Below are 19282 nucleotides of genomic sequence, written 5' to 3'. Positions count from 1 at the left end.
TCCAGACCGCGATGGTCATCGGGGCGCTGCCATTCTCGATCGTCATGGCACTAATGTGCATCGCGCTGATCAAGGCCATCTGGAACGACGGACGCCGCGAAGCTGCAGGCGTCGCAACAACTATCTCGCCCGAGGCAACAACTATGCCTGCTGAATAAAGGTCGATTTGGTTTATATGAATGGCCTTCGATGTTTCGGAGGCCATTTTCTATACTACCCTTGGCCCGGCATAGGTAATCTGAATTCCCACCATTCTCTGAGTGTCAACGAAAAATCTGGTTCTCAAGCTGTAGCATACATTTTCTCACCACAACTGTCGTAGAACGGGCAACGCGGCCGCTGATGAGGTGGCTTCACGATCAAAATCCATCTCTTCGTCAATGCACACGGCCTGCCCATGAGGACGGAAATCACACCAGGCCAGACATCCGACTACCTCGGCTTCATCGACATCACACTAATCCGCCTCTGGCTGCGTCAATTGTAAACATGATCTAAGGTTCAATTATCGATCGCATGGAAGGATGATCTCTCAAACGCTCTCCGTAATATTTCATACCGGCTGGCGAAAAATGTTGAGAATCTGAATACAACAGATCATTGCCGACGATCACTGCGCATTTGAAATTCGGACAGACAACTTCACGTTTCAATACAAACGTGACTCCTGTCTCTTGCGCGATCTCTTGAAGCCTTTCGTCAATGCCATCGAAGTATGGGTGTCGCAGGGACCAAGCGCTGTCATTCAACTGCTCGACGTTATTAAAATCCCGGAAAATAGTCTCCGGCGTTCCGACCCACTGCGGCACCCTGCCCAGAACAACAATTTCAGCATTTGTAACGCTTTGCAGCTCCTCAATAGTCGCTTGGAGAAACTCCAATGACACCTTCCTCCAAGCCTCTGAAAAAACAATAAAGTCCGGTTTCTGAGCAGTTACGTGGTCCAGGAAACTCTGATGAAAGTCCAAGCACTTTTGGGCAGTAGCCTCCGGGTTCGTATGATTTTCATACAGCGCATCAAGCGAAATATTGATACTTCCGCTCGAAAGTGGGTCGCAGGCGCTGTTTCCGGAAAGCAATGTAAGATTGTATTTCTTCGGGGATAGCGAATACCTCAACGCTGCAAACACGTCATAAGCGTGAGAGTCTCCGAGAATCAGGATATTTTTTTCTCGCCATTGTAGTCTGGCCAGCTGATCTGCGAGATCTCACTTTCGGCAATTTGCACGACGTCTCGGCGTGCGGGGATCTTATCCAAGATTTCAGCGACCAAACCTCTATTGTGATGGATGGTCGAGTAGATGCGCTGATGCGTGAATTGGAAGGCCAGACCGAAAATGAATAGGCCAGCGACCATCCCGATCAGAGCTTTTGATCCTGTTTCCAATGAAATACGCGATGCGGGCTGCTCAATACAACGATACATGAACTCGGCGATGATCACTGTTGCGAGAATGAGCGCCAGAATGCCAATCGCTGAAATGTCTCCGGGGAAGTAAGTCTTGTAAACAACCACCAGGGGCCAGTGCGCAAGATAGATTGAATAGGAGATCAGGCCTATTCTCAGCATGGGAGCTGTTATGATTGTATCCTTTTGCAGCAATGGATGAGATGCGCTGATAATCCCAGCCGTACCCAGACATACTGCCAAAGTGCCCCAACTCGGGTTTGGATCGAGTTCCGAACTGAAGAAAAGTGACACTCCCACAAGCAGAAATGAAACGGGAAGCACGAATGCTCTGTAATGTACAAGTCTGGAGCTAAGAGCTGCGCTGGTTAGCAATGCGCCTATCGAGAACTCGTAGATCCTGAACGGGAACTGAAAGAATGTGGTTGAAGAGGAGAATGCGGGAACCAGTCCAAGCCCCAAGGAGAGCAGGCCCACGAGAACTATCGCTCTGGCATGTAGCCTGAGTGAAATGAGCATGAGAAACAACGGCCAAATTAAGTAAAACTGCTCTTCGACCGACAGAGACCATGTGTGCAGCAAAGGCTTGTAGATGCTCTCAAAGTCAAAATAATCAGCGCCTGACCAAAAGTGTATGTTGGAAAGATAGACGGAGGAAAAAATCAAAGATAACGCGAAATCCGAAATCAGATTCGGTGGGAATACGAAAAGAACAACGACCGCTGTAGCGAAAAGTGTAAACAAAAGTGCGGGATATAGTCGTCTGATCCTCTTCAGGAAAAATGAGGATAACTTAAAGCGCTCGTTTCGAATTTCACTTCGGATATGAGAGGTTATCAGATATCCGGAGATGACAAAAAACATGTCCACACCGAGAAATCCGCCGGAAAACCCAGGTGCCTCAAAGTGAAATAGAACCACCGCAGTTACCGCTACAAAGCGCAACAAGTCGATATCGCAACGTCTGCTTTTGGGATGAGAGTCTGGCCGATAGTCACTTAAAAGTTGCACCGCTACAGGCCTCTTCCTAATAAGCTCGTCTTGGTTGTTCGAACAGTTTGTTATAACAAGGTCGTGGGATCGTCCATCGTGTTACGCCCAATATCGGCCCTGAGCCGGAACTGTCGCAAACTCTAAGCTAGGTTGAGATGGATTGACGCTCGGGTTGGCCAATCCTGCCGACTGTACAACCTGTTTTTAGGGAGAGATTCCTGGCGTGCTTTGCGGCATCAGGCCTTAAAGACAGCAGCTTTGCGGGCAAAGCAGACGTAGGCTGCCTTCTCAAACATAACGTCAGTTCGTAAGACAAACTTCTCTCCGCTTATAACTGGGTCACCTCGGTGAGACAGCGGATGATTAAAGAAAAGTGCTTTTCCCGTCTTTGGCGTAATCGTGAAATCATTGAAAACATGCGGTGAGAACACATCGGCAAAGGATGTGCCGCCACCTTCGCAGGCTTCATTGAGGTATATCATCATCGTAAACATGCTGCGGTGACCAGTTGACGCCTGAAACTCGCCGTCCTGATGCCAATCGAAGAACTGATCGGCGCCATAGCGATACACGCGAAACCTTTCATTTAGGCCGACAGCGCGATGTCCTTTGAATGAGCTTGAAAACAGAGGATCCGCTTTTCTCCATAGTGCATTCGCTAGCTCCGGATCATCGAAGATCACTCGATCATTGTTACGAATTTCCTGTGCGACGCTTGTACCGCGTTCGGTTGTGATTGTTGCCGCACCAAAGCCAATTTTGTTGGCTCGACCAATTATCTGGTCACAAAATTCTGGTGTGCCCAAATCTGATACCTCAAAAACGAGGTGTTGCAGGCAAGTTGGAATGGTCATCGTCCATCTCCATGTGCAGTTCAAAAAAAGGGGTGTTCGCTAGATCGCCACGCGATCAACGATGGGAGCCCCTGAGAAGAGCTGAGTGGCAGGGCCACAGGAGGGAAATCGGCAATAGATCCATTACCGCTTATTGTCAGAAGGGCCTGTTTTAATCAACCAGTTTGCACTTGCAGCATATATGAATCTAGGCTCTTCGCTTACATTCTCTGCAAACGGGATCAATGTCTGCTACCAGGTAGACTTAAGTGATGGTGCATGGGATTCGCAGGGGAACTGACCACTCAACCACAGATCGCTTTACATACCACCGGTTCAGTGATGATCGTGTTTGGTGTGATACCCAACACACTCTTGGGAATCTGCGTCTTAGGCGAAAGCATAAGCTTCACCTCAGGCCCGAGTTACTGTGTGATGTCGACCTCAAGCAAACAATTCCTCCGCCATCTACGATGCCGTTAACACGAGTGCTTCATTTCAAACAGTCAGACTTTGTAGATTGCGACAGAACCCGAAAAGACAATAGCTACTCGGTTCGCCAATCATCAATACATTCCAAAATGAACGACTTGCACGCATCGGTTTGTTCCCGAAATCGTGTTCTGTTGTGGACATAAAGATAGACCTGTCTTTTATCCGGCAGGTCGGAAACGGACCGAAACGCTATGGTTTCCGGCATAAACCGTGAAACGGTTTGGGGCAGTATCGTGACCCATTTTCCGGTTTTGACCAAAGCAATCAACGAATGTGTGTTGTGGAGAGTTATCGCCGCGCCCTCCATTGCGCTCACGAAGGCTTGGGTTTGGATATTATCGCTCAGAGCGTTCCGCACGAACGGCGCGGCAACCACATCCTCGATTGTCGGAGGGGCCGTTTGCGTGATCAGAGGGTGATCCGCCGCACACACTAGTCCGAAGCGATCCTCAAACAGAGGGATCGCTTCAACGCCGTTGATCGGGTGGTAACCGGACGCGATCCCGATATCAGCCTCTCCTTCCGCAAGCGCATCCAGAACGCGCTGCGTGTCGGTATCGCGTATCTCGACTTTCAGTTTGGGAAACCGGGCTGCCAAGATGTCAAGAACGGTCGGAAAGATCAGCGCCCCAACCGACGGGACCGATACAATTCGAACCAGACCTTGCTCGGAATTTGCGGCTTCTCCGATGCTGTTTATAGTGTGTTCGAACTGGCGGACCTGTTTCAATGCCAGCTTAAACACTTCCTCGCCCAATACCGTTAGCCGGTTCTTGCGTTCGCCTTCGAACAGCGGCTTTCCGATGTGCTGTTCCAACTGCTTCAATGACATTGAAATAGCGGATTGTGTGCGGCCAAGCCGTTCTGCTGCTTCGGCAATGTTTCCGGTTTGCGCGACGGTGCAGAAGCAGCGCAGCATTTCGATTTTGATAGCCATACTTCAATTCCTCTGAAGTTCGGTCAATTTATTTGAATTTGACTGATGCAATTAAAAGAATCCATCCTTCTGCAACCCGAATTTCTGTTGGTGGGATCCAAAGTGACCAAATTGAACTTGATTGCTGGCGAGTGGCTGGCTGGCGAAAGCGAGATTGAAAACCGCAACCCGTCGGATTTGAGCGATCTGGTGGGCATGTTTGCCCAGGCCAGTGCCGATCAGCTGGACGCAACGCTGGATCAAGCCCGCATCGCACAGGCCGAATGGGCATCCTATGGGCTGGAGCGTAAGCAAGCCGTGCTCATGAACATCGGCAATGAGTTGATGGCGCGCGCTGAAGAACTGGGTACATTGCTCAGTCGTGAAGAGGGCAAACCACTGGCAGAAGGCAAGGGCGAGGTTTTCCGCGCCGGTCAGTTTTTTACCTACTATGCCGCTGAATGCTTGCGCCAAATCGGTGAGAACGCTGACTCCGTGCGCCCCGACATCGAGATCGACGTGCGGCGTGAGGCGGTTGGCGTTGTCGCGATCATCAGCCCATGGAACTTCCCTACTGCGACCGCCTCGTGGAAAATTGCGCCAGCGCTGTGTTATGGCAACGCGGTTGTGTGGAAGCCTGCGAACATCACGCCTGCCTCGGCTGTGGCGCTGACCGAAATCATCGAACGTCAGGATATTCCGAAGGGCCTGTTCAGCCTTGTGATGGGCTCGGGACGTTCAATCGGGCAGCGACTGGTAGAAAGCCCCAAGGTCAACGCGATTTCTTTCACTGGCTCCGTACCGGTGGGCAAGGGTATTGCCGCCGCTGCCATCCAGAACCTGACCAAGGTGCAAATGGAGATGGGTTCCAAGAATGCTCTGGTTGTCATGGATGACGCCGATCTGGATTTGGCGGTGACACTGGCATTGGGTGGAGCCTTTGGTGGTACAGGCCAGAAATGCACAGCCTCCTCTCGGCTGGTGGTGCATGAGGGTATCCATGATGCCTTTGTTGAAAAGCTGGTCGCGGGCGCACTGGGGATGAAGGTCGGTCACGCACTAGAACAGGGCACCCAAATGGGGCCTGTCGTGAGCCAACAGCAGCTGAACGAAAACCTCACCTATGTCGATCTGGGCAAATCTGAGGGCGCGGAACTGGCCTGCGGTGGTCAGCGGCTTGAGATGCCACATGACGGGTTCTACATGTCTCCCGGCGTGTTCCTGAACACTACCAACGACATGCGCATCAACCGCGAGGAAATGTTTGCGCCCCTGACCAGCGTCATCAAGGTCGGCAGCTATGACGAGGCGCTAAGCGTGGCCAATGACACCAACTTTGGTCTGACCTCGGGCATTGTGACCAAGTCGCTGGCCCGTGCCACCCATTTCCGCCGCAACGCGCGCACCGGTGTTGTGACCGTTAATCTGCCGACTGCAGGCACCGACTATCACGTGCCCTTCGGTGGCCGTGGTGACAGTTCCTATGGCCCGCGCGAGCAGGGCAAGGCTGCTGCCGAATTCTACACTACCGTCAAAACCGCCTATATCAGCGCAGGCCCTGTCTGATGCTGATCGATGGCCTGCAATATGCCAACTGGTCGGAAAAGATCTTCCGCCAACTGCGCGAAGGCGGCGTGGATGCGATCCACGTCACCATCGCCTATCATGAGAATTTCCGCGAAACTGTTCTGAACTTTGAGAAATGGAATCGCTGGTTCGAGCAATATCCGGACCTGATCATGAAAGGCCGCTGGGCCAGCGACATTGATTTAGCAAAGGAAACGGGCCGGACGGCTGTATTTTTCGGGTTCCAGAACCCTTCGCCCATCGAAGACGATATCGGTCTGGTCGAGATCCTGCACGATCTGGGTGCCCGGTTCATGCAGCTGACCTATAACAACCAGTCGCTGCTGGCGACCGGCTGTTACGAGGGCGAAGACACCGGCATCACCCGCATGGGCAAGCAGGTCATCAAGGAAATGAACCGCGTCGGGCTTGTGGTCGACATGAGCCATTCGGCAGACCGCTCGACCATCGAGGCGTCTGAAATTTCTGAACGTCCTATCGCCATCACGCACGCCAACCCGCACGAATGGTCTCCTGCGCTGCGCAACAAGCGCGAGGATGTGATCCGCGCGGTGACACATAACGGTGGGATGTTCGGGTTTTCGGTCTATCCGCATCACCTGAAGGGTAAATCTGACTGCACGCTGGAAAGCTTCTGCGAAATGATCGCCCGTACGGCCGACAAATATGGGGTAAAGCACCTGGGGATTGGCACGGACCTGTGTCAGGATCAATCCGACAGCGTGGTCGAATGGATGCGGGTTGGGCGCTGGACGAAAGAGATTGACTATGGCGAAGGCTCAGCCTCGGCGCCTGGCTTCCCTCCGATGCCGCACTGGTTCCGCGACAATCGCGACTTTGGCAACATCAAAGACGGGCTTCGCGCCGTTGGTATGAACGCCGAAGAGGTGGCGGGCATCATGGGCGGCAACTGGTATCGTTTCTTTACCGAAAACTTTTGATCGCAACAGTCATGACCACCACGCCCCAAAATGTTGATCGTCGTGACCCTGCCCGGGTGATGCGACTTTCGCGTCTTGGGTCATTGCATCAATGCCGGCTCAGCTTCATGCGCCAGCTCACCCGCCGCATGGCGGCTGAGAATTGGGTCTTTTCCCGGCCCGTTTTTGATATTGACGCTAACGGTGTGGGCCATGCGGTGTATTCCGCGCAAGGACCCGATCGCACCTATTCACTGGTCGCCTTCGCCCATGACCTGCCGCCTGAGCAGCGTTCGGATCGAGTGATAGCCGAGGCGTGGGATGCCACCTTCGCCTTGTTCGACGGTGTTCCCACCAAGGACGATATTCAACGTCTGTCCCGGAATGTACCGCTGCAAGAGGCCGGTCGGGTCAGCGAAAGCGAGTTGTCGCTGTCGCGTGCCAACCGCTCGGTTCGGTTGTGGGCCCATGTGGTAGACCGGCTGGCTACGGGTCAGCAACCGGATCTCGCGCAGATCTACAAGGTTGGGTATCTGATGCGCACCACAGCGGTTTACGGATCGGGCAAGTTCGGCGCGGCGGACCGGGAAAAGATCGCCGAACGCCCCGAGGTCAGCGGCCCGTTTCAGGCCGAGATGCTCTCGGTCTATCTGACCCGGATATTCGTACGTGATCTGGTGCAGCACATGGCAAAAGCCAAGGGCGGTGCGCAGACCGCGCAGCTTGACCCGAATATCGCCCGCTGGCTGGGGATCGGCAACTCGACCGGGCTGGGCATGGCGCCCTTCATCGTCAATCACCCGATCCTGTTCAACAATTGGATCATGGCACGCGAAGAGGCCATCGCCCGCGTTCGGTCCGTTGAGACTGCAACGGACGCCGAAGTGACCATGTTCCGTAGTGTATTCGAGCGCAGCAAATTGTCGATCTCGTGGTGGCTGTCTGAGCACCCGATCCAGATCGAAAAACTTGTCGCCCTGAATGCCGATCTGGACGCGATAGACGCGCATCTCGATCAGACAGATCTGACAAGAATCCAGCCCTGGGAACACCTGATCCAATGGTCTCAGACCGCCCTTAGCGAAGAAGGGCAAGAGTTGCTGGCCTCTCTGATCCTTGAACCATATGGCGAGTTGGTGGACGGGTTGAGCAGTTGCATGGCGGATGGCAACAGCGCGGCCTTTGCAATCGATGGTGCGATGCCGGTCAACCAGGTGCGCGAGCTGATCCGCACGAGCTTTGGCTGGGCGCTTGATCTGGATTGGAACGCCGCCGCACATTGCGCGCGCGCCTGGTATGTTTCCGAAGAAAAGCTTGAACCCCGCCTGGGGGAACGGTTCGACGAACCAATCGCGGACTATGAACAACCTCTTGCACCGGCGCGTGACGCGGCGCGTGCGTTTGATGCGCTGGACAAATGGTCGGGCGAAGCCCCGGTCGCAGAGTTCCTGTTGCGCCAACCGGAACATCGCCACACGGTGCGCCGCGCGCAGATGAACCGCGTCGCTCCGTATGGTGAAATCCGGGACAATACGATTGGCGCAGAGGTGATGCCCATCGACATGCTGCGCGCCAAACTCTCGTTTTTCGGCGCTACACATTTCGATCCGCGCTCAGACCGCTGGGTTCGCATCTGTATGTATGCAGGCGCGCCCTACCCCGAAGAGCTGAGCCCGGACAATGCTGATCTGTGGGTCTATCCGGAGCTTGCACTATGAGCTTTTCCCTCAACGAAGTCGAAGCCACCGCCAAACGTGCAACGCGCGGTGCAGGCTATGACTGGGGTGTGGCGGAAGAGGCTGGGAAGGCGACGCGCTGGCTCTGTTCGCAGGGTCTTGACGGGGTGGCCGAATTGGCACGCGTTTTGGAGCGCGGGTTTGCCAGTAATTTGGATGAACACGTCCCTAAACATATGGAACCCGACTGGGCAGGGGGTAAGGACTTGTGTCCGCTGATGACCGGGGCGTTGTTGTCGGATTGTTCGCATTTCCTGCAATCTGGGCCGCGACGGATCAGAAACTTGGCCACGCCTGCTGTCTTGCTGCCATTTGCGGCCCAAGCCGCACGTCGCCAATCCGCAATTGTTACCGTCATAGCGGGCGATTTCTTCGCAGCAACTGACGGGAGGCAACTGGTACTGAAAAACGAGTGTCCCGCCCACGCAAGCGTAATCGAGGTTGCGCTGGGTGATACCTTGACCAACCCGCGCGCGCAAAAGACCCGCGCGCTGCCCGATCTCGAGGCATGGAATACACTTAACCGCTTTGCACACCGCACCTACGCCCCGGCAACGGAAGAGTCCCGTATGCTCGGCGCTGGTGCAGGGCTTGCCGACAACGACTGAAAAGAGACCGTCATGATCCAGACCCGCACCCTGTCACTTGCTGAAATCGAAGAGCTGTCTTTCCGGGCACTGGTCGCTGCGGGCACAAGCGAGGAAAACGCGCGACCTCTGGCGGTCGCAACCGCCGCGACCGAAGCAGACGGAGTTGCCAGCCATGGCCTGGCATATATCCCGATCTACTGTGAGCATGTTCAATGCGGCAAGGTCGATGGGCAGGCCCGGCCGGTTCTGGCGAAGCCACGCCCCGGTGTGATCACTGTCGACGCTGCCACCGGGTTTGCACATGCAGCTATTGAGGTCGGGTTCAAAGCGCTGATCCCGGCTGCCCGCACGCAGGTGATTGCCGCGCTGGCGATACGCAACAGCTATAATTGCGGCGTTTTGGGGTATCACACTCACCAGCTGGCGCAGGCCGGGTTGGTCGGTCTAGGATTCACCAATGCTCCGGCTTCAATTGCACCTTCGGGTGGCTCTAAGCCGGTGGTTGGGACCAACCCGTTCTCGATCGCCGCTCCGGGCACCGATGGGCAACCTGCACTTCTGATCGACCAGAGCGCCAGCACCATCGCAAAAAGCGAAGTCATGAAACATGCCCGGGAAGGCAAGTCGATCCCTGTTGGCTGGGCGCTGGACCCCGATGGCAACCCCACCACCGACCCAAATGTCGGGCTCAAAGGATCGATGGCCCCTTCGGGGGGCTATAAAGGCGTCGGCGTGGCCTTGCTGACAGAGGTTTTGGCCGCGGCGCTAACCGGTGCCACGCTTGGAATCCACGCCTCACCCTTTTCGGGAACGGCTGGAGGCCCTCCCAAAACGGGCCAGTTCTTTATCGCGATTGACGCATCTGCGACCTCAGATGACGCTTTTTCGACCAAAATTGCCGATCTTGTCGAAGCGATCCGATTTCAGGACGGCGCACATTTGCCCGGTGATGGTCGCCGGGCAAAGCGTTTGGCGGCAAATTCTGAAGGTGTGGCCGTCAACGTGGCAACGCTGGAGAAAATTGAGGCCCTGCTCACTTAGGGCCCAAATGGTGAAGTTCCGGGACACCTGCCAATCTTTTCTGGACATCTGGACACGTGCGAACAGGGAGGTAACACATGTCAATGAAGGATCCTTTTACCGATCTGGAGATCAAGCGATCTTCGGGCGGTTTCTATGAAGGTCACAGCGTCGAAATTGCCTTGCTCAGCAAGTCGATCATGGTTGCGCTGGTCATCTGGGCACTGGTCTGGCCTGCAAACGCAAATGGAGTTCTGGGAAGCCTGAACTCGCGCCTACTTGAAGACTTCAATGCGTTCTACATTATTATCGTAGGCTTATTTGCCTTTTTCCTGTTTGTCGTAGCCGCGCTGCCGCAAACCGGTAAACGGCTTATGGGTCCCGAAGGTGAAAAGCCGGAATTCTCAGACTTTTCTTGGTTCTCGATGATGTTTGGTGCCGGTCTGGGTGTTGGTCTGATGGTCTTTGCGACCGCCGAACCTCTGGGCCTTTGGGGATCGAACCCGGTCGTTATTGCCGGGGACGTCGCCGGCAACACCGAAGAGGCGTTGCAGTCCGGGTATCGTTATACCTTCCTGCACTACGGGTTTCATGCGTGGTCGATCTATGTGGTGACCGGTCTTTCGCTGGCATACTACGCCTATACGCGTGACATGCCACTGACCATCCGTACCGCGCTGACGCCACTGTTTGGCAAGCTGATGAATGGTCTTCTGGGCCATGTCGTTGATGTACTTGGCGTGGTTGCGACCATTCTGGGTGTGTCGGTGACCATCGGCTACGGTGTCTCACAGTTCATTGACGGCCTGTATGCCATCTCGGGTATGGAATGGATGATGGACATGACCGGAGACGCACCTGCACCCAGCACCGTGGGTCTGCTGACAGGTCTGATCGTGATCATGGGTTTGTCGATCATTTCGGCGGTCTCGGGTGTTGGGCGAGGCGTTAAGTACCTGTCGAACCTTAATTTGGTACTGTCGCTGATCCTGCTTCTGGTCTTCGTTGTCTTTGGGTCGTTCCTATTTGCGATGACCACCTATGCAACAGCGTTTGTAGACTACATCCTGCACTTCATCTCGCTCAGCTTTGGTGCTTTCAACCCGCAATCGGCAACAGCGTTTGATGCGGCTCTGCCCAGCGAGGCCGCGCCGTTTGCCGACGCGCTTTATGCCGGTGCGACCAATCCTTGGGGATCGTTTGACGGGTTCGTGTCGGGCTTGGAAGGCGATGCTGCAGCGTTGCCGGAATCAGTTCTTGCTTCGGTCTACGCCGCAGGTGATCCTGGCCGTCAGTTCGGCTGGCAGGCTGGTTGGACTACGTTCTATTGGGCCTGGTGGATCGCGTTCTCACCCTTCGTCGGCCTGTTTCTGGCGCGTATCTCCAAAGGTCGCTCGGTTCGAGAGTTCATCATCGGCTGCGTGTTTGCACCGGCGCTGGTCTGCTTTGCATGGATGACCATACTGGGAGGCACAGCAATTGATCTTGAGCTGAACGGTACAGCCGAAGGTGCGATCATCGGCGCGTCGAACACAGCCAAGCTGTTTGTCACGCTGCAAGAGATGGTTACCGGCGGTTTGCTGTCGGGTATTACAGTGATGTGTGTTGTTCTGATCATGACCTTCCTGGTCACATCGGCGGACTCGGGCATTCTGGTGATGAACACCATCATGTCGGGTGGCGATCAGAACATCGGTAACAAGCACAAGATCATCTGGGGTCTGATCCTGACCGCGGTGATTGGTGCGCTGATCCTTGCAGCTGGCGAGAACAACCCGATGGATGCTTTGCGGAACGCGATGATCATCGGTGCCCTGCCCTTCACGATGGTCATGGGACTGATGTGCGTGGCTCTCGCCAAGGCCCTATACCGCGATGGCTTACGCCAGAAACTGACTGCCCCGGCTGAGTAGGCTCAATTCCGGGCAGTTGTAACACGATTGCCCGGATTTCCGCCCGACAGGGTTTGTTCTCGGATTTCGTGGGGCTCTCTTGCGAATATTTGGTAGGATGAAAAGTACGTGCCGTAGCAGCGGGGCTACCCTTCGAAGATATATTGTTTTCCAATGACGGCTTTGTCCCGCCGAACCGACGTTGAGCACCTCTAGCGCGGTGTTGGAGCCTAAACGGCTGCTTAGATGGGATGCATCGCAGCATTGTGACGACACGCTTAATGTCGGGAATGGGCGGTTCGTGACCTGCTGAACGCGCGAAGCCCGGGCCGCTGGCGAAAGACTGTTAAGGGCTCTTTCAGGCGGTTCTCAGCGCGTTAAATGAGGGACTGTCTTTCTATTTGTCTGAGTACGTAAATAATGGGGCTGAATTATTGGGACTCGCTTCCCATTGAATTCAACACCCTAAGATTTTTGTGCTTTTTTGAGTGTTTCGTCGGTTTAAGCCTACGTCAAACAGTAAGCCTATGAGCCGCTTCGCAATTTGGAAACCGGCGCAGTGGGTCTTATTTGGGCTTAGTTGATCAGCAGAATACCCTGCCCCAGCAGTCGGCCCAAACCCGATACTAGCGCGGACCGTAACGCTGATATCGAAGGGTAAACTTGCCGCTTACTTGTCACTGTAGTGGACTACTGGGCATCTTTTTTCAGACAACTCAAGAAACCTGCTTTTTTCTCTCAGGCCAGAACTCGTCCACTATGATATACGCAACAATCACGAAGAAGGCGGCGCCAGCGACTTGCAAAACGCGCGTGATGCTCTTGACGTCCGCCTCATCCGAAAACGGCGCAATCGATCCGCCATAAACGATCAGAACCGTTGTTAGCGCCGAGCCAGCCGCGGTGGCGAGCGGGATCTGAGATTTTCCAAGCGCTCCAAGTGCAAAACAAAAGAGCAGGCACAATAAAATGGGCGTCAGAATAACCGGTGCGATCACGTTCACCTCGTAGCAGATGATCGAAATAGCCGCCCCGAGCAGGTTTGCCGTAAGCATCGCTTTGGCGACGGCTTTGCCCATAGATGGCATGGCTGCCAATTGTTGACTAAGAAGAGCGACAAAGAACAGAACCAATAAAGCTGATGCGCCGGACACAAAAAATGCCAAGGCAAATGGAACTGTTACAAGCGACATTCTGACAATGCGGCGGTGTGGGTCAAAGTCTGGTGGCGTATCAGTTTTCTTCTGAGCGGCTGTCAAAGGTTCAGCTGGTATCAGCACAAACATCAGCGTCGATACGAACCCAGCAAATAGCAGGTTCATCGGTATCCAAAATACGAGCACCAGAGCCAGATCCTGCGATTGCAAAACAAGGTTCGGGATCATCAACGCCCCCATGAGCGCTATGACACCGGGCAAAACACCGGCACCTGAAACTGACCACATGAAGGACAGGATGATCCCGATGGCCACCAGAATAAGGAATACGATGGGATAAGGCGCGAAGACTGACGATAGTAGGAACGAGATGAACATCAATCCTATTGAGAAAACGAACAGCTTCGCGAATGCCGCTAACGGCAGCGCGGCAGGCGCTTGTAGGAACAGCGCGGTGAAAACTGCCCCCACAACTGCCAAAGGCCACCCCAGAAACAGGCCCAAGGCAAAAACGCCGGTTACACCCAGCGCGAGCCGAGCAATGGATTTTCGGTCCTCAATAGGCATAGGACAGGATTGAAACCAAACGGATATAGGTCCGACCGACCGCGTTCAGCAGAGAATTGTCGCTCAGATACATGATCACATCAGCCTGCCCATTAAGCTGGAAGCGCAGATCGTCTTCGGCACTACCGGCCTCATATCCCGGCAGTACGATCCGAACAGGGAACCGCTCTGGTTCGCGCAAGAAGCCTTTGGTGCTTGGCGGGCTCGCTAACTGGCCTGGCTCATCTCCACCGCTCAGGGATACTGCCGCGCTGAAGCTCTCAATGACACCCGGAACAATTTGACCGGGGTGCATATCCAATACGACATCAACAGGAGAACCTACCGCGGCCCGGCCAAGGTTGTTTTCGGTGAAATACGCCTCGATCCAAACGTCTGTTGCATCAAGGAATGTCAAAAGGTCCTGACCGGATCGGGCATAGGTTCCGGGGGCAATCAACAGATTAGATATGACACCTGTCGCCGGCGCACGCAGCTCAGTCCATTCAATGTTTAATTCTGCATCCGCCAAGGCCGCCAGTGCGCGCTGGATCTTTGGGTTTTCGATCCCTTCGTCACCCAACCTCTGCTTTGCTTTTTCCAGATCCGCTCTGGCGTTTTCATAGTTCGCCTCAGATTCCGCCAGCTGACCTCGGGCATCATCGGCCTTTGAGACGGCGATCAAACCTTTCTTCTCCAGCGCAAATACTCGCTCAGTTTGAATGCGCATGGTGTCGAGGTCACTCTGGGCGCGTGCCAGTTTGGCTTGTGCAGCACTCACCTCAGCCGAGGATGCGCCCACTTCCTGCGTGGCTGCCTCAAGATCAGCTTGCGCCTTGTCGCGTTGAATTTCGTATGGCCTGGAGTCGATCCGAACCAGAACATCACCTGCCGAGACAACCTGACCATTTTCGACAAGAACCTCTGTCACTGTCCCAGTGACCTGTGGGACGATCTGGGTCGCTATGGCCTTTACTCTGGCGTTCCCGGTAAACGGTGTCTTTCGGTCAGCGACAAGGTACCAGATCAGGAAGACAAGAATGACGGCCAAAGTGGTCCAAATCGTCTTTCTCATTTCGCCGCTCCTTCAGCGGCGGTTTCGGTTTCGACAGGCGCGTCGATCCATACTTTGAACAGCTCGTAGAAGACGGCGAACAGAACCGGCCCCATGAAGATCCCGATTAAACCGTAAGCCATCATGCCGCCAAGAACACCAATGAGGATGACCAACATAGGTGTTTCAAGCCCTTTCGAGATGAAAACAGGCCGTAAGAAACTATCCATTATGGTGACGGGAACGGCGAGTATAGTGAAGATCAACGCTGTGCCGCCTGACATAGTGCTCCAAGCGTAAATGATTACCGGCAATAGCACCAAACCAGGCCCGATCTGGATAATCGAGAGGATCAGGCAGATAAATGCCAACGTAGCGGCCGAGTTAATCCCGAACAGCACCAACAATAACCAAACGACGACTGCCTGAATGGCAGCAACGCCGATCACGCCTTTTGTCACATTGCGTATCGTCGCCCCGGCCAGTGTCACAAACTCGCCGCCGCGTGGTGCGAAGACACGGTTGGCAAAGCGCTGGAGGCCTTGCACAAGACTTGGCCCGGGGCTGAACAGTGCTCCCATGATCAACACGGACAAAGCCAGTCCCAAAAGCCCAATACCAATACCCAAAACCTTACCGAAAAGGGACTTTGTGATCTCTAGGATTTGTGCGCCATATTTGGCAAGCGCGCCATCCAGATTTCGTTCGAACAAGCCCCAAACGTCAGCTATTTTGTCCCCTACTAACGGCAATTCCTTTAAGCCTTGAGGCGCCGGTGGTATATTCAGCTCTCCTTTGTCAGCTTGTTCCGCAAATTCGGATCCAAGTTCTGCAGCTCCGGATACCGCTGTTGCGACCGGACCCAGGGTCAGAACGAGGCCCAACAAAACCAAGATTGTCGTGGCCAGTTTCTTCCTGCCACCCAACTTGGACTGCAGCCAATCGAAAACCGGATAAAGTGCGACGCAGAGTATCGTAGCCCAGATGACCACGCTTGCGAGCGGGGCAACCATAACCAGGGCGCTGTAGAGGAATAGTCCAAGAAACAGCAATCGTATCGCGAGATCGACAATCTTCGCGTCCTGGGTCTTTTCCATACCATCCCTCCATTATCAGTTTTCTAAATATTACACTCAAATAACGTGATATGTATATTTTTATTCCTTGGATGTTCCTGCAACATCTTAAGAACCCCGATGAAATCGGGTAGCGTCTTAGGCTGTTCGTTCAGAATAATATCTGTATAGAAATTCACTTTGCTTCGATTGGGAGTAACTCAATCGTCAGCCTTATCATCGCTCTGGGACAATATTGTATCTGCCACAGTAGTAGCCGCAGTTACGAAGATTCCGAGGCCCACGATGATATAGACCATAGTGAAGATTTTCCCCGCTGCGGTTTCAGGAGAAAAGTCTCCAAACCCTACAGTCGATATGGTCACAACGGAAAAATAGATGGAATCGAGCCAACTCCACCCTTCAACATAATGATAAAAAACTGAGGCCCAAAAGATCATACCAATCGTAAAGGCAAGAAGGCCTTTAACCCTGCCATCCTTTAAGGCGACGCCTATCCCTCGTGTTATTCTGGTTAGTGAGTTCATAAGGCCACCATACCAACAAATAAATACAATCAAATCTTTTAATGAATCGGCCAGAGTTTAGTCAAATCCAATTGACGGTTTCTCCAGCTTGCGTATCGCAATGGACTCAAGCATCGCTAGCGTCGCAACAGGATTACAGCTGCAGCGCAAGCCCGGAACAAGGGACGGAGTTGCCTTTAAATACGCATGCACAAATGTCTGCTGTCTGAGCGACGTGTTGATCATCGCTCCGAAACACGCACAGGCAGCTTGTTCGATGCCTTCATCTCTTTGAGTGAAAGGTTTGAGCGAATGCAGGTCACACCCGGCAGGCGCCGCAAAGTGCTGTCAACAAAGGCGCTGTAATCGTCCAAATCACGAGCGACCACGATAAGTAAGAAATCGCCCTCGCCCGTGGTGTTATGGCAGGCGAGAATATTGGGCGTGTTCTTGATAATACGTTGGAATTCGTCTGTAGCGGTCTGATCATGCTCTGAGCAACTAAGTTGAACAAAGGCCATGACGCCGAGCCCCAGCTTGCGGCGATTGAGGGGGGTCTGATAGCCTTCAATGATACCCGTCTCTTCCAGTTTCTTAAGTCGCCGCCAACAGGGCGTTTCGCTCATGTTCAGGTGCTCGGACAGTTTAGCATTGGTCATGCGCCCGTCGCTTTGAAGTAATTCAAGAATCTGTGCGTTGACTGTGTCGATGCTGTGCAAGGGAAGATTTTCCTCAATATTCCCTGGTGGCGAGGGCTTTCTGCTCAAAATGCTCTTAAAGTGAAGCAGATTAGCAAGTCAATTTCATCAGTGTTTGATAGCTTCCACTTAGCTAGTCGACACAACCGAAAGACCCCGCCATGAAAGCTGTCCTGTTCGAGAAGTTCCAAGAAGCCCCCAAGGTTGTGAGCGTGGCAGACCCGTCACCGGAACCGCATGGTGTTGTGCTTAAGGTCGAAGCCACCGGTGTGTGTCGCAGCGACTGGCACGGTTGGATGGGACACGACAGCGATATCGAGCTTCCACATATCCCCGGCCACGAGCTCGCGGGTGTTGTCGAGGCAGTAGGAAAGGACGTGAAGAACTGGAAGGAGGGCGACCGGGTCACCGTGCCGTTCATCTGCGGTTGCGGATCGTGCAGCGAATGCCATGCGGGTCATCAGCAAGTGTGTCTGCATCAGGAGCAGCCTGGTTTCACCCATTGGGGCAGCTTTGCGGAATATGTGCCGATCCACCAGGCTGACCTGAACGTGGTCGCCTTGCCAGAGGCGATGGATTTCGCCATCGCAGCAAGTTTGGGATGCCGGTTCGCCACATCGTTTCGGGCCGTGATCGACCAAGGCAAAGTCAGCGCGGGCCAGTGGGTTGCCGTGCATGGCTGCGGCGGAGTCGGATTGTCTGCTGTGATGATCGCCAGTGCGGCAGGGGCGAATGTGATCGGAGTTGATCTGGACCCTGCAAAACTGACCCTCGCCAAAAATCTTGGTGCGGTTGCGGCTATTGATGGCAAGGGGGACGTGGTCGAAGCGATCAAAGAAATCACCCAAGGTGGCGCGCATGTTTCGCTGGATGCGCTTGGACATCCGGCGACGATGACTAACTCGATTCTTTGCCTGCGGCCACGTGGCAAGCATATCCAGGTTGGCCTTATGCTAGGTGATCATGCAGCCCCTGCTGTGCCAATGCCTAAGATCGTGAGCCAAGAGATCGAACTGCTAGGTTCCCATGGGATGCAGGCTCATCGCTATGGTGCGATGCTCGATATGGTCGAGAACGGCAAACTCGACCCGGCTCGGCTGGTTGGCGACAAAATTAGCATCGACGCGGCTCCCGAGGCGCTCATGAACATGGACAAGTTCCAGTCCGTCGGCGCAACCGTCATCACGAACTTCTGAGCCATGGACAAGATAGCATTCATCGGCGGCAGCAACATGGCGTCGGCCATCATCCTAAGCTTGATTGCAAGTGGGTGAGTGCCTTTGCGGATTACGGTTGTCGATCCGAACCCCGACCAACGGAATGGGTTGGCAAATAAGTATCGTACTGGGGGTCAAGCCGCAGATCATCGCCGCTGTCGCCAGGCAAATAGACACAGACCTGTCCGGCAAACTGATCCTCAGCATTGCCGCCGGGATCACGATTGAATCGATTGAAGACCTCCTTGGTCCGGTGGCCAGCGCAAGCACTATGCTCAATACGCCCGCTTTTCTTTGACTGGGCGCGACAGGGCTCTATGTGAGCGGTCGCACAACCGCAGCGCAACGCGTGGCTGCTCAAGTGGTCATTGAGGCCTTCGGGATATGCGTCGCCGTCGAGCTGGGAAAGGGATAGGCCATGTTTGAAAAGGTTGAGCACTATCCCGTCGATCCCATCATGATCGGCGCTGACTATTTCGCTGCTGATCCTGGCAAGGACAAACACAACCTGATCGTTGGTACTTATCAGGACGAACAGGGCCAAGCGCTTGAAAAATTCAAAACTCTAAGTTGCTGATTTTGCTGTAACCGCAGCCTCACCATTAAGGTGCTCCGGCAACCATTGTCGGAGTGCAAAA

At 54.1% G+C, this 19282-nt stretch carries 18 protein-coding genes and 1 pseudogene; 10 read left to right on the top strand and 9 right to left on the bottom strand.

Translation table 11 applies throughout. The features are described from left to right. Positions 1-346 precede the first annotated feature (346 nt). A pseudogene (locus ACR0CW_RS20910) lies at positions 347-445 on the top strand (IS5/IS1182 family transposase); the annotation flags it as partial. Between the two features lie 49 nt (positions 446-494). On the opposite strand, the gene ACR0CW_RS20905 reads toward ACR0CW_RS20910, so the two are convergent. The 4 genes from ACR0CW_RS20905 to ACR0CW_RS20890 form a co-directional block, all read right to left on the bottom strand. Continuing rightward, a complete protein-coding gene (locus ACR0CW_RS20905; RefSeq protein ID WP_480789257.1) occupies positions 495-1130 on the bottom strand; it encodes an SGNH hydrolase domain-containing protein in 636 nt (211 codons plus the stop codon). 26 nt (positions 1131-1156) lie between these two features. After that, entirely contained in the window at positions 1157-2419 is a 1263-nt protein-coding gene (locus ACR0CW_RS20900; protein WP_480789256.1) for an acyltransferase family protein, read from the bottom strand. 218 nt (positions 2420-2637) lie between these two features. After that, positions 2638-3255 (bottom strand): prolyl hydroxylase family protein, encoded by a 618-nt coding sequence (locus ACR0CW_RS20895; RefSeq protein ID WP_480789255.1) that lies wholly within the window; start codon positions 3253-3255, stop codon positions 2638-2640. Between the two features lie 526 nt (positions 3256-3781). Then, the gene (locus tag ACR0CW_RS20890; RefSeq protein ID WP_480789254.1) at positions 3782-4666 is read right to left on the bottom strand and encodes a LysR family transcriptional regulator; all 885 of its coding nucleotides are present in this window, start codon (positions 4664-4666) and stop codon (positions 3782-3784) included. A gap of 102 nt (positions 4667-4768) precedes the next feature. Between ACR0CW_RS20890 and ACR0CW_RS20885 the strand changes: the two genes are divergently transcribed. The 6 genes from ACR0CW_RS20885 (at position 4769) to ACR0CW_RS20860 (ending at position 12411) form a co-directional block, all read left to right on the top strand. Next, entirely contained in the window at positions 4769-6211 is a 1443-nt protein-coding gene (locus ACR0CW_RS20885) for an aldehyde dehydrogenase family protein (protein WP_480789253.1), read from the top strand. After that, positions 6211-7173 carry a membrane dipeptidase gene (locus tag ACR0CW_RS20880; protein WP_480789252.1) on the top strand — a complete coding sequence of 321 codons (963 nt, stop codon included), beginning with the start codon at positions 6211-6213 and terminating at the stop codon, positions 7171-7173. Before ACR0CW_RS20885 ends, ACR0CW_RS20880 begins: the two co-directional genes overlap by 1 nt. Before the next feature lie 11 nt (positions 7174-7184). Beyond that, positions 7185-8870, top strand: a complete 1686-nt coding sequence (locus ACR0CW_RS20875; protein ID WP_480789251.1) for a hypothetical protein — start codon at positions 7185-7187, stop codon at positions 8868-8870. Continuing rightward, a complete protein-coding gene (locus tag ACR0CW_RS20870) occupies positions 8867-9496 on the top strand; it encodes a DUF3726 domain-containing protein (protein ID WP_480789250.1) in 630 nt (209 codons plus the stop codon). Before ACR0CW_RS20875 ends, ACR0CW_RS20870 begins: the two co-directional genes overlap by 4 nt. 12 nt (positions 9497-9508) lie before the next feature. Next, the gene (locus ACR0CW_RS20865) at positions 9509-10519 is read left to right on the top strand and encodes an Ldh family oxidoreductase (protein ID WP_480789249.1); all 1011 of its coding nucleotides are present in this window, start codon (positions 9509-9511) and stop codon (positions 10517-10519) included. Between the two features lie 77 nt (positions 10520-10596). Further along, a complete protein-coding gene (locus tag ACR0CW_RS20860) occupies positions 10597-12411 on the top strand; it encodes a BCCT family transporter (RefSeq protein ID WP_480789248.1) in 1815 nt (604 codons plus the stop codon). Positions 12412-13106: 695 nt separating this feature from the next. On the opposite strand, the gene ACR0CW_RS20855 is transcribed toward ACR0CW_RS20860, so the two are convergent. The 5 genes from ACR0CW_RS20855 to ACR0CW_RS20835 all read right to left on the bottom strand — a co-directional run bounded on the left by ACR0CW_RS20855 (position 13107) and on the right by ACR0CW_RS20835 (position 17448). Further along, positions 13107-14114 (bottom strand): DUF2955 domain-containing protein, encoded by a 1008-nt coding sequence (locus ACR0CW_RS20855; protein ID WP_480789247.1) that lies wholly within the window; start codon positions 14112-14114, stop codon positions 13107-13109. Further along, positions 14104-15168, bottom strand: a complete 1065-nt coding sequence (locus tag ACR0CW_RS20850; protein WP_170336192.1) for an HlyD family secretion protein — start codon at positions 15166-15168, stop codon at positions 14104-14106. Before ACR0CW_RS20850 ends, ACR0CW_RS20855 begins: the two co-directional genes overlap by 11 nt. Further along, positions 15165-16244 carry an AI-2E family transporter gene (locus tag ACR0CW_RS20845; RefSeq protein WP_480789246.1) on the bottom strand — a complete coding sequence of 360 codons (1080 nt, stop codon included), beginning with the start codon at positions 16242-16244 and terminating at the stop codon, positions 15165-15167. The genes ACR0CW_RS20850 and ACR0CW_RS20845 overlap by 4 nt, the downstream gene beginning before the upstream one ends. Positions 16245-16423: 179 nt before the next feature. Continuing rightward, positions 16424-16783 (bottom strand): potassium channel family protein, encoded by a 360-nt coding sequence (locus tag ACR0CW_RS20840; RefSeq protein WP_480789245.1) that lies wholly within the window; start codon positions 16781-16783, stop codon positions 16424-16426. Between the two features lie 188 nt (positions 16784-16971). Further along, a complete protein-coding gene (locus tag ACR0CW_RS20835; RefSeq protein ID WP_480789244.1) occupies positions 16972-17448 on the bottom strand; it encodes an Lrp/AsnC family transcriptional regulator in 477 nt (158 codons plus the stop codon). Positions 17449-17588: 140 nt separating this feature from the next. On the opposite strand from ACR0CW_RS20835, the gene ACR0CW_RS20830 reads away from it, so the two are divergent. From ACR0CW_RS20830 to ACR0CW_RS20820, 3 genes are all read left to right on the top strand, one after another. Then, positions 17589-18623 carry a zinc-dependent alcohol dehydrogenase family protein gene (locus ACR0CW_RS20830; RefSeq protein ID WP_480789243.1) on the top strand — a complete coding sequence of 345 codons (1035 nt, stop codon included), beginning with the start codon at positions 17589-17591 and terminating at the stop codon, positions 18621-18623. Positions 18624-18747: 124 nt separating this feature from the next. Next, the gene (locus ACR0CW_RS20825) at positions 18748-18942 is read left to right on the top strand and encodes a pyrroline-5-carboxylate reductase family protein (RefSeq protein ID WP_480789242.1); all 195 of its coding nucleotides are present in this window, start codon (positions 18748-18750) and stop codon (positions 18940-18942) included. A 120-nt stretch (positions 18943-19062) separates the two neighbouring features. Next, on the top strand, positions 19063-19221 hold the full coding sequence (locus ACR0CW_RS20820) for a hypothetical protein (protein ID WP_480789241.1): 159 nt from the start codon (positions 19063-19065) through the stop codon (positions 19219-19221). Positions 19222-19282: the final 61 nt, after the last annotated feature.

The organism is Ruegeria sp. CH6, assembly GCF_056537005.1.
Note: the sequence above shows the minus strand (reverse complement) of the source record. Positions and strands in the feature narration are given on the sequence as shown.